This window comes from Rhizobium sp. BK098 (assembly GCF_014193155.1).
Taxonomy (GTDB): Bacteria; Pseudomonadota; Alphaproteobacteria; order Rhizobiales; family Rhizobiaceae; genus Rhizobium.
The window spans coordinates 250371-267308 of record NZ_JACHYY010000003.1 but is presented as its reverse complement, the minus strand read 5'-3'; the positions used below and the strand labels follow the sequence as shown (position 1 = coordinate 267308).

Sequence of the window (16938 nt, the reverse complement as noted above, 5' to 3'; positions counted from 1 at the left end):
TCCAACATTAGATGCCTATTCGCTCCGCTTTCCGTAGCCGCCACCCGTGGGAGTGACGACGGTAAAGGTCTCACCCGCTTCGAGCACAGTATGGGCCGAGCCGATCAGCTCTTCGATCCTGCCATCGTTGCGACGGACATAGTTGCGGCCGGTTTGGCCGGCTTCGCCGCCGTTGACGCCGAAGGGTGCCACACGCCGGTGGCCTGATAGGATGGCGAATTCCAGCTTTTCGCGCGTGCGGATGGTGCGCTGCGTACCGTTGCCGGCATTCCACTTGCCACGGCCGCCTGAATTCGGACGAATGTGGAAATCCTCCAGCACGACCGGGAACCGCGTCTCGAGAATTTCAGGGTCGGTCAGGCGCGAATTGGTCATGTGCGTATGCACGGCATCGGCGCCGTTGAAACCTGGCCCCGCCGGCGCTCCCGAGCAAATCGTCTCGTAGTACTGATAGACGTCGTTGCCGAAGGTCAGATTGTTCATCGTGCCTTGAGCGGCGGCAAGCGCCTCGACGGCGCCGAACAGGCAGTTGGTCACGGCCTGGCTGACCTCGACATTGCCGGCAACGACGGCGGCCGGATATTTCGGCGTCAGCATGGTGCCTTCGGGAATGATGATGCGGATCGGCCTCAGGCACCCCGCATTCATCGGAATATCTGCCTCGACGAGAACACGGAAAACATAGAGTACGGCGGCCCGCGTCACCGGCTGCGGCGCGTTGAAATTATCCGGGCGCTGCGCCGACGTACCGGTGAAATCGACCGTTGCCTCGCGCTTGTCTTTGTCGATCGAAATCTTGACGACGATCTTGCAGCCCTGATCCATCTCATAGCTGAATTCACCGTCCGACAGACGGTCGAGAACGCGGCGCACGCTTTCGGCGGCGTTGTCCTGAACGTGACCCATATAGGCGTCGACGACATCTTCACCGAAGTGAACGATCATCTTCTTCAGCTCGGCGACGCCCTTCTCGTTGGCAGCGACCTGGGCCTTGAGATCGTTGATGTTCTGCGCCAGCGTCCGCACCGGATAACGCGCACCTGTCAGCAGTTTGGTAAGTTCTGCCTCACAGAATCTGCCGCGATCGAGCAGCTTGAAATTGTCGATATAGACGCCTTCTTCCTCGATATGAGTGGCAAGCGGCGACATCGATCCCGGCGAAATGCCGCCGATATCGGCATGGTGGCCGCGGCTGGCGACCCAGAAGCGGATCTTCTCACCCGCATCGTCGAAGACCGGGGTACAGACGGTGAGATCGGGCAGATGCGTTCCGCCATTATAGGGCGCATTGATCAGGAAGACGTCGCCCGGATGAATGACGGCATTCTCGCGGATCGCGGTTGCGACGGAGGCATCCATGGAGCCCAGATGAACCGGCATATGCGGCGCGTTGGCGACCAGATTGCCCTCCGCATCGAAAACGGCGCAGGAGAAATCCAGCCGCTCCTTGATATTGACCGAATAGGCGGTGTTCTGCAGCGTCATGCCCATCTGCTCGGCGATCGACATGAAGAGATTGTTGAAAATCTCCAGCATGACAGGATCGGCCTTGGTGCCGATGGCACTGCGCTCCGGCAGCGCCTTGATGCGCGTGAGGACGATATGATCTCTGGCGGTCAGTTGCGCCTGCCAGCCGTCCTCGATGACGATCGTCTGGTTCGGTTCGATGACGATGGCCGGGCCGGTCACGGTCTGGCCGGGCTTGATCGCCTGGCGCAGAACGACGGCCGCATCGTGACTTTCGCCGTTCGAATAGAAGGCAGTGCGCCTTGCCGCCTCAGCTTCACCTTCGGCTATCGTCTCCAGCTCGACTGCGATATCGGCGGCAGCACCGCCGATCGTTTCGATCTCGACGGCTTCCACCACCAAAGGCTTATCCTCGGCAACGAAGCCGAAGCGGCGCTTGTGCAGCGTCTCGAACTGACTGCGCAGCCGCGCGGGAGCGTCAATCTCAGGAAAGGTCGTCTCGACCGCCAGCAGCGTATCGGTGCCGGCATAGCGGATGTGGGCACGCTGGACCGTCTTGATGTCGGCCGTTGCGACGCCCTGCGCTTCCAGCTCGGGCACGCATTCGCCGCGCAGTTCGCTGCCAAGCGCTGCGATAGCTGCTGGCGCGGCATCATCGAGGGAAACACCGAGCGCCTTCTGGCGCGTTGCGCGGATATCGGCAAGCCCCATGCCATAGGCGGAGAGAAGACCGGACATCGGATGCAGAAGGATGCTCTTCATCCCAAGCGCATCTGCGACCAGGCAGGCATGTTGCCCACCGGCACCGCCGAAGCAGTTGAGCGCATAGCGCGTTACGTCATAGCCGCGCTGTACCGAGATTTTCTTGATCGCCTCGACCATATTGGCAACCGCGATGCGGATGAAGCCGTCGGCGACATCTTCCGGGCTGCGGCCATCGCCGATCTCGGCTGCTAGCGCTGCGAACTTGGCGCGCACTGTCTCGACATCGAGCGGCTGATCCTGGTTCGGTCCGAAGATGGAGGGGAAGAATTCCGGCAGAAGCTTGCCGGCCATGACATTGGCGTCGGTGACGGCCAGCGGGCCGCCGTTGCGGTAGCAGGCAGGTCCAGGAAAGGCGCCGGCCGAATCCGGGCCGACACGGAAACGATCGCCATCGAAATGCAGGATCGAGCCGCCGCCTGCAGCGACGGTATGGATCAGCATCATCGGCGCACGGACGCGGACACCCGCCACTTCCGTTTCAAAGGCGCGCTCATATTCGCCGTCGAAATGGGCCACATCCGTCGAGGTGCCGCCCATGTCGAAGCCGATGACATTGGCAAAGCCCGCCTGTTCGCCGGTCTTGGCAAGGCCGACCACGCCGCCGGCCGGACCTGAAAGGATCGCATCCTTGCCCTGGAACATGTCTGCGGCCGTCAATCCGCCCGACGACATCATGAACATGACGCGCGCGCCGGTCCGCTCGACATCTAGCTCATCGCAGACCTGGCGGATATAGCGGCCGAGCACCGGCGACAGGTAAGCATCGATCACAGCCGTATCGCCACGGCCGACCAGCTTGATCAGCGGCGACACTTCGTGGCTGACGGAAACCTGATCAAAGCCGATCGATCGTGCGATCCGGGCGACCGCCGCCTCATGCGCCGGAAATTTATAGGCATGCATGAAGACAATGGCGACGGAGCGATAACCCCTAGCAAGGAGATCGCGCAGCGCAGCGGCCGCAGCCTTTTCATCCAGAGCCAGTTCGGCGGTGCCGTCGGCAAGCACCCGTTCCTCGATCTCGACAACATCTTCGTAAAGCGCTTCCGGCTTGACGATCTCGGTCGCGAAGATCTTCTTGCGTTCCTGGTAGCCGATGCGCAGCGCGTCGCGGAAACCCTTCGTCGTCACCAGCGCAAGGCGCTCACCCTTGCGCTCGAGCAGCGCATTGGTGGCGACCGTCGTGCCCATGCGGACCTCGCCGATCGCACCTTCAGGAACCGGCTCGCTCTTGCCGAGACCGAGATGCAGGCGGATGCCGTGGACGGCCGCGTCGCGATAAGCCTCGGGATTTTCCGAGAGGACCTTCCGGGCGTGGAGAGCGCCGGACGGATCACGCCCGACGACATCGGTAAAGGTACCGCCGCGATCGATCCAGAAATCCCAACGATCCGAAATCTTCTCCGACAAATCCGCCTCCAGCAGCATTACACCAACAACGATGATAATATATCGATAAATCGTCAACGTTTTGTCGTCAACATGAATCGATGCTCGTCGCCGTTAACAATTTTTGCCATCATAACGCTTGCAGCGAACCCAACCTAATCCTCGAAGCGGCTCGTTCCCTCGCGATCGCCGTCATATCGTCTCTCGACCGCAAACGGCGGCAACCAGGATTCGCGGCGAACGGTCCAGAGTTCGTAGGTCGGCGTCAGCTGATCCGGAGCATCGAGAGACCCGAGGTTCACTTCGATTTCGTCTGCGCTTCGCGAGAAAACGGACGAGCCGCAGTGAGGGCAGAAAAAGCGGCCGGCATAGTCGCGTGTTTCACCTTCGATCGTCACCGCATCCTCGGGAAAGATCGCGGAGGCATGGAAAAGCGCGCCGTGATGCTTGCGGCAGTCGAGACAATGGCAAATGCCGACCCGATAGGGGTGCCCCGAGGCCACGATCCGCACCTTGCCGCACAGGCAGCCACCGGTAAGTCGATCCATCTTGCACCTCCTCAAAAACAGGCAGGCGGACTGTCTACGATAAACGGAACAGTCGCCGCGATCGTAGCGGCGAGAAGGATGAGGTTTCATCATAAGGCCGCGCTCCGTTAAAGCACAGCCGGAGTGGATGCGCTAATGTAGTCCACCGACGCCGAGCAGACGCTCGACCGCACCATGATCCGCAGCTAGCGCCTCGGGCGTCCCCTTCCAGGCAAGCCGCCCGCGCTCCAGAATGACGACATCGCTGGCAAAATCCAGTGCGCTCTGGATCCGCTGCTCGACGAGCAGGATCGTCATGTCGCCCGCCTCGGCAAGCTCGGCGAAAGCCGCCATCAGCTCCTCGCAGATGACGGGCGCCAGCCCCTCCAGCGGCTCATCCAGCAGCAGGACGGAGGGGCGGCCGAGGATGGTGCGCGCCGTCGACAGCATCTGCTGCTCGCCGCCGGAAAGCTGGCTGCCTAAATTTTTGCGACGCTCCTTCAGGCGCGGGAACATGTCATAGGCTTCCTGCAAAGCGCTCTTCGGCCGTTCCTTCAGCCCAACGGAGAGATTTTCCTCCACCGTCAGTGTCGGAAAGACGTCGCGCGTCTGCGGCACGTAGCCGAGGCCCTGATGGGCGCGGCGGGCGCTCGGCAGGCTGGCGATGTCGGCCGAACCCAGCCGGATGCGGCCATCATAGCGCCGGGTCTGGCCGGCGAGCGTGGCAAGCAGCGTGCTCTTGCCCATGCCGTTGCGGCCGAGCACGGCAAGCCGGCCGCCGGCCGGCACGGAAAAGGAAACCCCTTCCAGCACCCGCGTCGGACCATAGCCGGCCGACAAGTTTTCGACTTCAAGCGGCGTGGCCGGCATTGGCGTAGCTCCCAAGATAGGCTTCGCGCACCCGCGCGTCCTGTGTCACGTCTTTTGGCGACCCGTCGAATATGATCGTGCCGGCGGCGAGCACGACCACGCGCTTGGCAAAACGGAAAACGAGGTCCATGTCATGCTCGATCATCAGCACGGCGAGATCAGCGGGCAGATCGGCCAGTGCCTGCTCGATGCGGCCGGTATCGCTCTGCGGCACACCGGCGGCAGGCTCGTCGAGCAGAAGCACCTTCGGCTTCAGGGCCATGGCAACGGCAATTTCCAGGAGCCGCTGTTGGCCGTAAGCAATCTCACTGACCTTGCGATGCGCGAGGGATGCGAGACCAAGCGTGCCGAGCAGCTCCTCCGTTTCGGCCATGACATCGCGCATCGCGAGGAAATTGCCGAATATGCGACCAGAACGGCCAGTCCGCTGCAGCACGGCCATGCCGACATGCTCGGCCGGCGTCATATCCTGAAACAGCCGCGTCACCTGGAACGAGCGTACGAGGCCGCGCCTGACACGGCCGATGGCATCGACCTTGTTGACGCTCTGACCGCCGATGCGGACCTCGCCGGAATCCGCTTGCAGATTGCCCGTGACGAGATTGACGAAACTGGTCTTGCCCGCGCCGTTCGGGCCGATGAGAGCCACACGATCTCCCGGCGCCATCGACAGGCTGACATTGTTCGTCACCGTCAAGCCGCCGAACGCCTTCTTCAGATTGCTAACCTCGAAAATCGCACTCATGCCCGCGCCTCCCGGCGACGGGCAACATAGGCGGCGGCCGTACCGTAGATACCCTTCGGCGCGAAGAGAACGACGAGGATCAACAGCGCACCGACAATCGTCAGCCAGTGGAAGGGATTGGCGGCAGAGACGTAATCCTCGAACAGCATGAAGATCAGCGTGCCGACGAGCGCACCGAACAGCGAACCTGTACCGCCGAGCACGAGCATGACAAGCGCCTCGGCCGATTGTGTGAAAGAAAGGCTGTCGAGGCCGACGACCTGCGTCGAGATCGCGGTCAAGGCGCCGCCGATGCCGGCAACGGCACCGGAAATGACATACATCTTGATGAGAGCCACCTTGGGCGAGGCTCCCATGGCGCGGATGCGCAAGGGATCTTGCCGAATACCGCGGCAGAGCATGCCGAAGGGCGAACGAACGAGAAAGCGCAAAAGCACGAGCACGATCAGCAGGAGTGCCACGCCGTAGAGGTAAGCCGTGTGCCCATAGAGATCGAACTCGAAAACACCGAACAACGGATCGGCTGAAATGCCCGACAGGCCGTCGCTTCCGCCTGTCCAGCTCGATGCCTTGTTGGCGAATTCGTGGAAGAGATAAATCAGCGCGATCGATAGCACGAGCTGCGGCAGGCCATGAGCTCTCAAAATGACGATGGAGCAGACCAACCCGGCAACCGCGCCGCCGGCGATGCCGGCAAGCGTCATCAGCAGCGGGTCGTTGATGCCGTAATGGGCGGATGCGATGCCGGCAGCGTAGGCGCCGGCACCGAACAGCGCTGCATGGCCGAGGGTCGCCACGCCGCAATAGCCGGTGACAAGATCGAGCGACAGCACCAGAAGCGCGATCGCGATCAGACGGGTTAGAAGAGCGAGGTTATCCGGAAACAACAGGTAACCGGCAGCAGCGAACAGGACGATGACCGCGACCGCGATGATATCCTGCCCAAATGTACGATGTCTGGTCACGATCGGAGCGGCCTCTCTTTCAAGCGTCAGCGCCATGTTACTTCATTCTCCCTGCAAAGCCGCGCGGGAAGACGCAGATGATGACGATGACGGCCAGATAGAAGAAGAATTCCCCGTATTCCGGCATAAGGTAACGGCCAGTCGTATCGATACAGCCGAGGATGAGGCAGGCGAGCAGCGCACCGGAGATCGAACCGGCGCCGCCGACGGAGACGACGACCAGAAACGTCACCATATAGCGCAGGGCATAATAGGGTTCGACCGGCAACAATTCCGCACCGACCACGCCGCCGAAGGCGGCAAGCCCAACGGCAACGGCGAAACTGACGGCGTAGACCACTTCCGTTCTGACACCGAGAGCCGCCGCCATTGCGGCGTTATCGACGGAAGCGCGCAACTTCACGCCGAAGGAGGTCTTCTCGATCGTGTACCACAATGCCAAAGCAACGATGAGGCCGCAGACGATCGCGAAGATGCGATGGGTGCCAATGGTACGGAAGCCAAGGTCGACGGAGCCTTGCAGGCTGCCTGGCAAGGGAATGGTCTTCAAGGTCGGACCGAAGACGTAGTTGGCGATACCGATGATGCAGAAGGTGATGCCGATCGTCATCAGAACCTGCGTCAACTCAGGCGCACCATAGATGCGCCGATAAAGCAGCCGTTCGATCGGGATGGAGATGATGACCGTGCCGACCACGGCCAGCAATACTGCGGCGGCATAGCCAAGCCCCAGATCGCGCGCGGCATAGGAGGCGATATAGCCGCCGATCATGGCAAAGGCGCCATGGGCCAGATTGACGACGCGCATCAACCCCATAGTGACGGAAAGCCCGATGGAAATGACGAACAGCACCATGCCGTAAGCGAGGGCATCGACTGCTATGCTGAGCACGGTTTGCATTGAAATTGCTGGTCCGGTTGTTGTTGCGCGGCCGCTGTCGTCACACCCCTGACCGGAGGCTTCCGATCAGGGGTTGGAGCTTCAGGAGCGCTTACTTCGCGGCAGCAAGGCCTGGATCGCCCTGCTTCTCGAAGGTCTGGATTTCCTTGTTGTAGTACTTGCCGTCACCGCCCTTGGCGACTTCGCGCAGATAGATATTCTGCGTGATATGCCGGCTTTCCGCATCGATGGTCACCGGGCCGCGCGGGCTGACCCAGGACAGACCCTTTACGGCGTCGACGGCCTTTTGCGCATCCTGCTTGCCGCCGGTCGCCTCGATCATCTTGTAGATGACATGCATGCCGTCGAAAGCACCGACGGCCGGGAAGGTCAGCTCGGCCGGATTGCCGATCGCCTTGTCGGCAGCGGCAACGAAAGCCTTGTTTTCGGGCGAGTCATGCGAGATCGCATAGTGGAAGGTCGTCTGCATGCCGAGTGCGGCGTCGCCAAGTGCCGGTAGATCGGATTCCTGCGTGAGGTCGCCGGGTGCAAAAAGCTTGATGCCCGCGGACTTCAGGCCATTCTCGTTATAGGCCTTGACGAAACCCAGCGTCGTCGGGCCTGACGGCAGGAAAGCGAAGACACCCTGCGCGCCGGAATCCTTGATGCGCTGCATGATCGGGCTGAAGTCGTTGGTCGACAGCGGCATGCGGATCGCCTGGACAACTTCGCCACCCTGCTTCTCGAAACCGGCCTTGAAGGCATTTTCGGCATCGACACCTGGACCGTAATCGCTGACAACGGAGATGACCTTCTTGACGCCGGCATCATAGGCAACCTTGGCGATCGGCGTCGAGGTTTGCCAGGTGGTGAAGGAGGTCCGCACGACAAGCGGGCTCTTGGTAACGATGGCCGAAGTCGCGGCGTTGAAGATCACCATCGGCACATTGGCCTGCTTGAGGATCGGCGTCACGGCCATCGCATCCGGGGTAAAGTAGAAGCCGGCGAGATACTGGACCTTCTCCTTGACGACGAGTTCCTGGGCCAGCGCCTTCGACTGGGCGGGATCGGCCTGCGGCACGTCGCGGTAGATCACCTCGACCTCGTCATTGCCAACCTTTTTGCCGTTGATTGCCATATAGGCATCGATACCAGCCTTGAAATTCTTGCCTTGCAGCGCGAACGGGCCAGAAAACGGACCGATGACGCCGACCTTAATGGTATCGGCATAGGCAGCGCTGCCAAGAGCAACGGCCGCAAGGGCGGCCAAGACAAACCGTTTCATTTTTTCTCCTCCCGGCAGCCGTTTCTTATGCCGCCCTTGATTATTTAAATCCTCATCATCGCCAATTTCTCATAGGAAATGGTGATGTAAAATGAAATAAAACGTTCCATCCATACTTATTTGGTTATGAATAGCGACGAATATCCTACTCGGTTATCGTTCCCAGGCGCTTGATCATGCCGATCAGTTGCAGGGCATGGCGTAGCGATGTCGCCGTCGCCACCACCATGGGCGGCAGCAGCAGCCATTCCAACGTCCAGGCAGCCCCCGAGCGCTCCTGCTCGTGTACTAGCGAGTGATGAATGCCCGAAAGCTGCACCGCATTGAAGCGGGCAAACGTGACCAGCGTTTCGGCGGCGACGGGGTTCTGCTTATGCGGCATGGCGGAGGAACCGCCACCGCCGGCAAGCTCGATCTCCTCGCCCGCCTGCGCCAGAAGTGCAACGTCCTGGCCGATCTTGCCGAGGCTGCCCGAAATCATGGACAGGAGCCCCGCCAGTTCGGCAATGCGCCCTCTCTGGCTTTGCCATTGCGGCTCGTCCGTCAGGCCGAGCGCCTGCGCCAGCGAGCTCCTGATTTCGGCGGCCCGCGGGCCGAATTTTTCCAGCGTGCCGGCGGCCCCACCGAACTGCAGCGGAAAACTCTCCTGCGTCAGCCGGTCGCGATACTGATCGAGGGGATGCCGCCAAGCCCGCAACCGATCGGACACGGTGATCGCGATCGCCGCCTGCATCCGGGTGCGGCCCATGAGCCGGTTCGATCCCAAACGCTCATCCAGCTTGGCGAGCGCGGACGATACGGCAAAGAGGCGGCCGCTCAGGATGAAAATCGCTGCCTTCAGCCGCAGCATCAGGCTGGTGTCGATGACGTCCTGGCTGGTTGCGCCGAAATGGACATGTTTGCCTGCATCCTCGCCGACAGCCTCACGCAACTGCCTGATAAGCTCAGGAACGACGACGCCATCCGATGCCGTTGCCGTCTTCAGGCTTGGCAGGTCAGGCTCGAAATCCGTGCAGACCTCCGCGATCCGCCCAGCCGCCGCTTGCGGGATCAGCCCATGCTGCGCCTCGACCTGCGCAAGCGCAGCTTCGAAAGATAGCATGGCGCGGATATCGGCCTTGGCCGAGAAATAGGCCGCAATCTCCTCGTCGCCGAGGAGGCCGGACAGGAATGGATGATCGAAGGGAGAAACGCTCATGGCCTATATATCGAGGAAAACCGTTTCCTTGTCGCCCTGCAAATGGATATCGAAGGTGTAGACGGAGCCTTCCTTTGCGGCAATCAGCGTTGCGAGGCGATCCCTATGTTCGATGCGTGCGAGCAAGGGGTCCTCGGCGTTGGCCGCAGTCTCTTCCGGAAAATACATGCGTGTATGCAGGCCGATGTTGATGCCGCGTGCGACGATCCAGACGGTGATGTGCGGCGCCATCTTGCGGCCGTCCTTGAAGGGAACACGGCCGGGCTTGATGGTCTCGAAGCGGAAGAGGCCGTCGGTGGACTTGGTCGGGCAACGCCCCCAGCCGGTAAAGTTCGGATCGGCCGTGCCGCGCAGCTCCGACGGGCTGTTGTAAAGCCCGGCGCTATCGGCTTGCCAGATTTCGAGAACAGCATCCTTGACCGGCGCTCCCGCGCCGTCCAGTACCCTACCCGTCACCGTGATGCGCTCGCCGAGCGTCTTGTCGTTGACCATGACGGAGCCGAGATCACTCTCATAGACGCCGCCGATTTCGCTGTAATTCGGTGTCAGGCCGATGTGGACGTAAGGGCCTGCCGTCTGCGACGGCGTTTCCTTCAGATAGCCGAGATCCTGTACCATCAATTGCCCTCCAGCCGGTTTTCGAACAGGGTCGAACGGCGACCGCGCAGCACGATATCGAATTTATAGGCACGGGCATCCATCGGGATCGTATTACCCCAGTCAAGCGGCGCGATCAGCTGTTCGATCGCCTGTTTGTCGGGGATCGTTCCGACGATCGGACATTTCCAGATCATCGGGTCGCCCTCGAAATACATTTGCGTGATCAGCCGCTGCGCAAAACCATGGCCGAAAACGGAGAAGTGGATATGTGCCGGCCGCCAGTCATTGACGCCGTTCGGCCAGGGATAGGCGCCGGGACGGATGGTGCGGAAGGCATAACGCCCTTCCCCATCGGTAATGGCGCGGCCGCAGCCGCCAAAATTCGGGTCGATCGCGGCGAGATAGGTTTCCTTCTTGTGGCGATAGCGCCCGCCGGCATTGGCTTGCCAGAATTCAAGCAAGACGCCCGGAACTGGCCGGCCGCGCTCGTCGAGCACGCGACCATGAACAATGATCCGCTCGCCGATCGCGCTCTCGCCAGGCTTGGCGAAATTATGGATCAGGTCGTTGTCGAGCTCGTTCAGTATGGAATGGCCAAAGACCGGTCCGGTGATCTCCGAGATCGTCCCGTCGAGCGAGAGCAAGGCGCGCTGTGGAGAGCGCAAAACGGAGGTTTTGTATCCCGGCGCGAAGGCCGGCGGATGCCAGGCGCGATCCCGCGCAAAAAATGCGCCCGTTTCGGGCTTGCTGTTGCTTCTATCGGACATGTCTGCCTCGTTTCATGCCGCCTGTTCGGCGTCCATCTGTTCGAAAACCTGCTTCGCTATCTTGATCGCGTGGTTTGCGGCCGGCACGCCCGCATAGATCGCCACATGCAGGAGCGCCTCGCAAATATCGTCGCGCGTCGCGCCGGTGTTGCGCGTGGCGCGCACATGCATGGCGACCTCATCATCCTGACCGAGCGCTGCCAGAAGCGCGATCGTCACGATCGAGCGCTCCCGCCGACTGAGAGTCGGGCGCGACCAGACGTGCCCCCAGGCCGCTTCGGTGATCAATTCCTGGAACGGTTGATCGAAATCGGTCGACCCCTGCTGGGCCCGATCGACATGGCTGTCGCCGAGCACGGCGCGACGCGTCGCCATGCCCTGTAGATAACGCTCGGACGGCGCGGTAGGGTCATTCATCAGGCTTATTCTCCACGCAGGACGACGTCGATGAAGGCACGGATGACTTCGGTCAACGCCTCGGGTTGTTCGACGCAGGGAATATGGCCGGCGTCCTTGATCACTTCATAACGCGCATTCGGAATGAGCTTTGCCGTCGACAGCACCAGTTCCGGCGGGGTCGAGCCATCTTGATCACCGACGATGCAGATGGTGGGCACGGCGATCTTGGCCGCGGCTTCAGTCAAATCGGCATCGCGAAGGGCAGCACAAGTGGCGACGTAACCTGCGACCGGCTGGCGGATCAGCATGTTGCAATAGCCATCATAGGCAATGTTTTCCGGGCGGCGGAAGGCGGGAGTGAACCAGCGCTCCATGATGGAATCAACGATGGATTCGATACCATCAGCCTCGACCTTGGCGATGCGCGCATTCCAACTCTCGGCCGTGCCGATCTTATGAGCGGTATCGCAGAGGATCAGCGCTCTCACCAGATCCGGGCGCCGCTGATAGAGCGACTGCGCGACCAGGCCGCCGACCGACAGCCCGCAGATAATGGCATTCTTGACCGAGAGGAAATCGAGCAGGCCGGCAAGGTCGGTGGCGTGATCCTCGATGGAATAGGGCATCTGGCCGAGATCGGAGAGCCCATGGCCGCGCTTGTCGTAGAGCACGATGGCGAAATCGCCGGCGAGCCGCACGATCACATCCCGCCAGATCCGGAAATCGGTGCCGAGCGAATTGGCAAAGACAAGAACCGGCTTGTCGGACGGACCGCCGATGATCTGATAGTGGATCGTGACGTCGTTAATGCGGGCAAACTGCACTGGAAATCTCCTCGGACGCGAGATTGGATGTATAATCCGGTTAGGTAAAATGATATTTCTTTGCTCTACGATAACTCCAGGGTTATGAGTGAGCATGCTCGACGCACGCATCAAGTTCCGCCATCTGCAGACTTTTGTCGAGGTTGCGCGCCAGAAAAGCGTGATCAAGGCGGCTGGCCTGTTGAATATCAGCCAGCCGGCAGTGACGAAGACGATCCGCGAACTCGAAGAAGCACTTGGGGTCGCCGTCTTCGAACGCGACGGGCGCGGCATCCGCATCACCCGCTACGGCGAAGTCTTTCTCCGCCATGCCGGCGCGGCACTCACCGCCCTCAGGCAGGGGCTGGATTCCGTCTCGCAGGAGCGTTCCGGCGAAGCACCACCAATCCGCGTCGGTGCGTTGCCGACGGTCTCGACACGCATCATGCCGCGAGCGATGGACCTGTTTCTCAAGGAGGAGACCTGGAGCCGCATCAAGATCGTGACAGGCGAAAACGCGGTGCTTCTGGAGCAGTTGCGGATCGGCGATCTCGACCTCGTCGTCGGCCGATTGGCAAGCCCCGACAAGATGACCGGCTTTTCCTTCGAGCATCTCTACTCCGAACAGGTCGTCTTCGCCGTCCGGGCCGGCCATCCGCTGCTTTCCGCCCAGCAGTCGCTGTTTTCCGATCTCAATCGCTACACGATCCTGATGCCGACGCGCGGCTCGATCATCCGCCCTTTCGTCGAGAGCTTTCTGATCGCCAACGGCGCCGGCGGACTGCCCAACCAGATCGAAACCGTCTCCGATTCCTTCGGCCGCGCCTTCGTGCGATCGAGCGATGCCGTTTGGATCATCTCAGCCGGCGTCGTTGCCGGGGATGTCGATGACGGGCTGCTGGCGCTTCTACCGATCGATACCAGTGAGACGAAAGGACCTGTCGGCTTGACCATGCGCACCGACGCCATTCCAAGCCTGCCCCTGTCGATCCTGATGCAGACAATCCGGGAAGCGGCAAGCGAGGTCGCCAAGAAGTTTTGAGGCGGCTTAGAAAACTGGAAATGCCCCTCACCCCAGCCCTCTCCCCGTTTTGACGGGGAGAGGGGCGACAGTGCCAAACCCCTTCGCCCCGCGTGCGGGGAGAAGGTGGACTCGAACAGTTGAGCGAAGCGAACTGTGAGAGGACGGATGAGGGGCTTGCCTATCCATATGCGATTGCCCCGCTTCAAAACGGCAGGCCCACATAATTCTCAGCGAGCGCGGTCGATGCGGCGCGCGAACGGGTGAGATAATCGAGCTCGGCTTCCTGGATCTTCTGGTCGAAATCGCTGGTATCGGGAAAGCGATGCATCATCGTGGTCATCCACCAGGAAAAGCGCACCGCCTTCCAGACGCGAGCGAGCGCGCGGGCGGAATAGGCTTCCAATCCGGCATTCGAGCGATCTTGATAATGCTCTACGAAACCCGAGAACAGGTAATGCACGTCGCTGGCCGCCAGATTGAGCCCCTTGGCTCCGGTCGGCGGCACGATGTGAGCGGCGTCGCCGACAAGGAAGAGACGGCCGAAGCACATGGGTTCGGCGACGAAGGAGCGCAGCGGCGCGATCGATTTCTCGAAGGACGGCGCGGTGATCAGCGCTTCGGCATGATGGGCCGGCAGGCGGCAGCGCAACTCATCCCAGAAGCGATCGTCGCTCCAGTCCTCGACCTTCTCGTCGAGCGGACACTGAATGTAATAGCGGCTGCGTGTCATCGATCGCATGGAGCATAGAGCGAAACCACGGGGATGGTTGGCATAGATCAGCTCGTGATTGACGGGCGCCACCTCCGCCAGCACGCCGAGCCAGCCGAAGGGATAGACCTTCTCGAAGCTGCGGATCGCCTTTTGCGGAACCGATTTGCGGCTGACGCCGTGAAAGCCGTCGCAGCCGGCAATGAAATCGCAGTCGATGCGATGGGAAACGCCATCCTTCTCATAGGTCAGATAGGGCGTATCGCCATCGAAGCCATGCGGTTGGACGTTGGCGGCGCTGTAGATGGTTGGAGCACCGCTTTCCTCGCGGCGGGCCATCAGATCGCGGGTCATCTCCGTCTGACCGTAAATGACGACCCGCTTGCCGCCGGTGAGACCATGAAGGTCGATGCGATGATCGCGGCCGTCGAAGGCAAGCGAGAAGCCATCATGTGGCAAGCCCTCGGCATGCAAACGTTCGCTTGCCTTCGCCTGATCCAGCAACCGGACGGTGCCTTCTTCAAGAACGCCGGCGCGGACGCGGCCGAGAATGTAATCCTTGCCGACGCGATCGAGAATGACGTTGTCGATACCGGCCTCCGTCAGCAATTGGCCGAGCAGCAGCCCGGACGGCCCCGAACCGATAATGGCGACTTGAGTGCGCATCGTCTCCTCCCATGCGTATTTCTTGCTTCAAGTCTCTTCGGCGCGAGGCAAGTCCGCAATGGACATTTCGGTCATGAAATTGCACAAATCGAGCATGGCAAGGGAGGAGAGCCGCGATGAAGACCGTGCCGACCTACGAGCTTTATGGCGAAAATACCGGCCGGAAGCCGGATTTCTGGCTGCATTGCGAGACAATTCCCTCACGCAGCAGTCTTCATCACTGGGAAATCCGTGCGCACCGGCACGAGAGCTTCTTTCAAATCTTGTACATCGATGCCGGTTCCGGCGACGCAATCTTTGACGGAACTCCCCATCCCATCACGCCACCCGCCGTCATTACCGTTCCGCCACGGCTCAATCACGGATTCCGATTTTCGCGAGATATAGACGGCTTCGTCATCACGGTGTTGATCTCGCATCTGAAGGCATCCCCGGGCGATCGCAGCCGGCTCGGAACATGGCTTGCCGAGCCGCATCTGACTTTGCTCGACACTCAAAACGAAGACGCGGCGTATGTCGCCAAGACGCTAAAACGCCTGGGCGAAGAATTTGCCAGCCATCGTAACGGCCGCAACGATCTACTCGATGCCTATCTGACCTCGGCCTTGCTGCTGACGGCGCGCATAGCTCAAAAGGCCGATGAAGGATCGACGCTCAGCGACGAGAACGAGCGCCGCATGGAGATGCTGCAGGGTCTCATCCAGCGCCACTTCCGTTCGCACAAGCCGGCCGCCTTCTATGCCGAGAGCCTCGGCATCTCGCCGGCCCATCTCAGCCGCATCGTCCGCAGCAAAACCGGGCACGGCGCGCATGAGCTCATTACACGCAAGCTGCTGGATGAGGCCAAGCGCGAACTGGTCTTCACCTTCGCGACCGTCCAGGAAATCAGCTATCGCCTCGGCTTTGCCGACCCCGCCTATTTCTCCCGCTTCTTCATGAAGCAGACGGGCCAGACGCCGCGCACCTGGCGGCTCGAGGAGCGGGTGAGGCTGGGAATGTGATGGTTACGGCAGCACCAGCCGCAAAGCCTTCTGCGTTTCCTTCAGCAGCGGCAGAAAGCGCTCGGCCATGTCGGAAGCCGCGACGTAAGCAGCCGGAGCACCGATATTGATCGCCGCCACCGTCTGACCGCGATCGTTTTCCACCGGCACGGCAATCGAGCAAAGGCCGATTTCCAGTTCCTGGTCGATAACCGCATAGCCCTGCTCCCTCACCCGGCGGAACTCCGCCATCAATTCCTCGGGATCGGTCTTGGTATTCGGCGTGTTCGCTCTGAGGTCGGTCCGCTTGAGCACCGAACGGGCCTCGCTTTCCGGCAGAGCGGCGAGCAGGACACGGCCCATCGAGGCGCAGAAGGCCGGAAGCCGGCTGCCCGGCGTCAGGTTGATCGACATCACCCGGCGCTGCGAGGCGCGGGCAATGTAGACGACCTCCGTGCCGTCGAGAACCGAGGCTGAAGCATTCTGCCCGGCGCGCTCGGCAAGCTGATCGAGATGCGGCTGGATGATGGTCGGCAGCGGCGTCGCGGCCAGATAGGCATGGCCGAGCCTCAAGATCTTCGGCGTCAGCGTGAAGAACTTGCCGTCATAGACGGCATAACCGAGTTCGGAGAGCGTCAGCAACGAACGGCGCACCGTGGCGCGATCGAGGCCGGTCAGCTTCGACGCCTCGGCAATCGTCAGACGCTGCCGCGTCTCGCCGAAGGCTTCGATGACTTTCAATCCCTTGGCAAAGCCGCTGACGAAATCCGTTTCGCGCATATCAGCCTCCGATCTCTCACTCATTTTGTGCGATATATGAACAAAAATCAAATAACGCACAAAATGATTGCCGTCCAGACCATGCTGATCTATTCGAAAGGAAGAGGACGGGTCGTCTC

16 protein-coding genes are annotated in these 16938 nt (G+C 61.0%); 2 read left to right on the top strand and 14 right to left on the bottom strand.

Annotated features, from left to right (window positions below; all coding sequences use genetic code 11):
• Window positions 1-15: 15 nt before the first annotated feature.
• From FHT73_RS10565 to pcaD, 12 genes are all read right to left on the bottom strand, one after another.
• A complete protein-coding gene (locus tag FHT73_RS10565) occupies window positions 16-3660 on the bottom strand; it encodes a hydantoinase B/oxoprolinase family protein (RefSeq protein ID WP_183711822.1) in 3645 nt (1214 codons plus the stop codon).
• Between the two features lie 116 nt (window positions 3661-3776).
• A complete protein-coding gene (locus FHT73_RS10560; RefSeq protein ID WP_183711469.1) occupies window positions 3777-4169 on the bottom strand; it encodes a GFA family protein in 393 nt (130 codons plus the stop codon).
• A gap of 132 nt (window positions 4170-4301) precedes the next feature.
• Window positions 4302-5018, bottom strand: coding sequence for an ABC transporter ATP-binding protein (locus tag FHT73_RS10555; RefSeq protein WP_183711467.1), 717 nt, complete (start codon window positions 5016-5018; stop codon window positions 4302-4304).
• Window positions 4999-5763 (bottom strand): ABC transporter ATP-binding protein, encoded by a 765-nt coding sequence (locus FHT73_RS10550; protein ID WP_183711465.1) that lies wholly within the window; start codon window positions 5761-5763, stop codon window positions 4999-5001. Before FHT73_RS10550 ends, FHT73_RS10555 begins: the two co-directional genes overlap by 20 nt.
• The gene (locus FHT73_RS10545; protein ID WP_183711463.1) at window positions 5760-6764 is read right to left on the bottom strand and encodes a branched-chain amino acid ABC transporter permease; all 1005 of its coding nucleotides are present in this window, start codon (window positions 6762-6764) and stop codon (window positions 5760-5762) included. Before FHT73_RS10545 ends, FHT73_RS10550 begins: the two co-directional genes overlap by 4 nt.
• Window position 6765: 1 nt before the next feature.
• On the bottom strand, window positions 6766-7629 hold the full coding sequence (locus FHT73_RS10540) for a branched-chain amino acid ABC transporter permease (protein ID WP_183711461.1): 864 nt from the start codon (window positions 7627-7629) through the stop codon (window positions 6766-6768).
• Between the two features lie 91 nt (window positions 7630-7720).
• On the bottom strand, window positions 7721-8893 hold the full coding sequence (locus FHT73_RS10535; RefSeq protein WP_183711459.1) for an ABC transporter substrate-binding protein: 1173 nt from the start codon (window positions 8891-8893) through the stop codon (window positions 7721-7723).
• A gap of 145 nt (window positions 8894-9038) precedes the next feature.
• Window positions 9039-10091 carry a 3-carboxy-cis,cis-muconate cycloisomerase gene (locus FHT73_RS10530; RefSeq protein ID WP_183711457.1) on the bottom strand — a complete coding sequence of 351 codons (1053 nt, stop codon included), beginning with the start codon at window positions 10089-10091 and terminating at the stop codon, window positions 9039-9041.
• A 3-nt stretch (window positions 10092-10094) separates the two neighbouring features.
• Window positions 10095-10709 carry a protocatechuate 3,4-dioxygenase subunit alpha gene (gene pcaG / locus FHT73_RS10525; RefSeq protein ID WP_183711455.1) on the bottom strand — a complete coding sequence of 205 codons (615 nt, stop codon included), beginning with the start codon at window positions 10707-10709 and terminating at the stop codon, window positions 10095-10097.
• Window positions 10709-11458 (bottom strand): protocatechuate 3,4-dioxygenase subunit beta, encoded by a 750-nt coding sequence (pcaH, locus tag FHT73_RS10520; protein ID WP_183711453.1) that lies wholly within the window; start codon window positions 11456-11458, stop codon window positions 10709-10711. The genes pcaG and pcaH overlap by 1 nt, the downstream gene beginning before the upstream one ends.
• A 12-nt stretch (window positions 11459-11470) precedes the next feature.
• On the bottom strand, window positions 11471-11875 hold the full coding sequence (gene pcaC, locus FHT73_RS10515; RefSeq protein WP_112335869.1) for a 4-carboxymuconolactone decarboxylase: 405 nt from the start codon (window positions 11873-11875) through the stop codon (window positions 11471-11473).
• 5 nt (window positions 11876-11880) lie between these two features.
• Complete coding sequence (gene pcaD / locus FHT73_RS10510; protein WP_183711451.1) at window positions 11881-12681, bottom strand: 3-oxoadipate enol-lactonase; 801 nt, start codon at window positions 12679-12681, stop codon at window positions 11881-11883.
• A gap of 94 nt (window positions 12682-12775) precedes the next feature.
• On the opposite strand from pcaD, the gene pcaQ reads away from it, so the two are divergent.
• Window positions 12776-13702 (top strand): pca operon transcription factor PcaQ, encoded by a 927-nt coding sequence (gene pcaQ, locus FHT73_RS10505; RefSeq protein WP_183711820.1) that lies wholly within the window; start codon window positions 12776-12778, stop codon window positions 13700-13702.
• Window positions 13703-13886: 184 nt separating this feature from the next.
• On the opposite strand, the gene pobA is transcribed toward pcaQ, so the two are convergent.
• A complete protein-coding gene (gene pobA, locus FHT73_RS10500; RefSeq protein ID WP_183711449.1) occupies window positions 13887-15059 on the bottom strand; it encodes a 4-hydroxybenzoate 3-monooxygenase in 1173 nt (390 codons plus the stop codon).
• 116 nt (window positions 15060-15175) lie between these two features.
• Here pobA and FHT73_RS10495 point away from each other — a divergent pair, with 116 nt between their 5' ends.
• Window positions 15176-16060 (top strand): helix-turn-helix domain-containing protein, encoded by an 885-nt coding sequence (locus FHT73_RS10495; RefSeq protein WP_183711447.1) that lies wholly within the window; start codon window positions 15176-15178, stop codon window positions 16058-16060.
• A gap of 3 nt (window positions 16061-16063) precedes the next feature.
• Here FHT73_RS10495 and FHT73_RS10490 read toward each other — a convergent pair whose 3' ends face one another.
• Complete coding sequence (locus tag FHT73_RS10490) at window positions 16064-16819, bottom strand: IclR family transcriptional regulator (RefSeq protein WP_112414116.1); 756 nt, start codon at window positions 16817-16819, stop codon at window positions 16064-16066.
• Window positions 16820-16938: the final 119 nt, after the last annotated feature.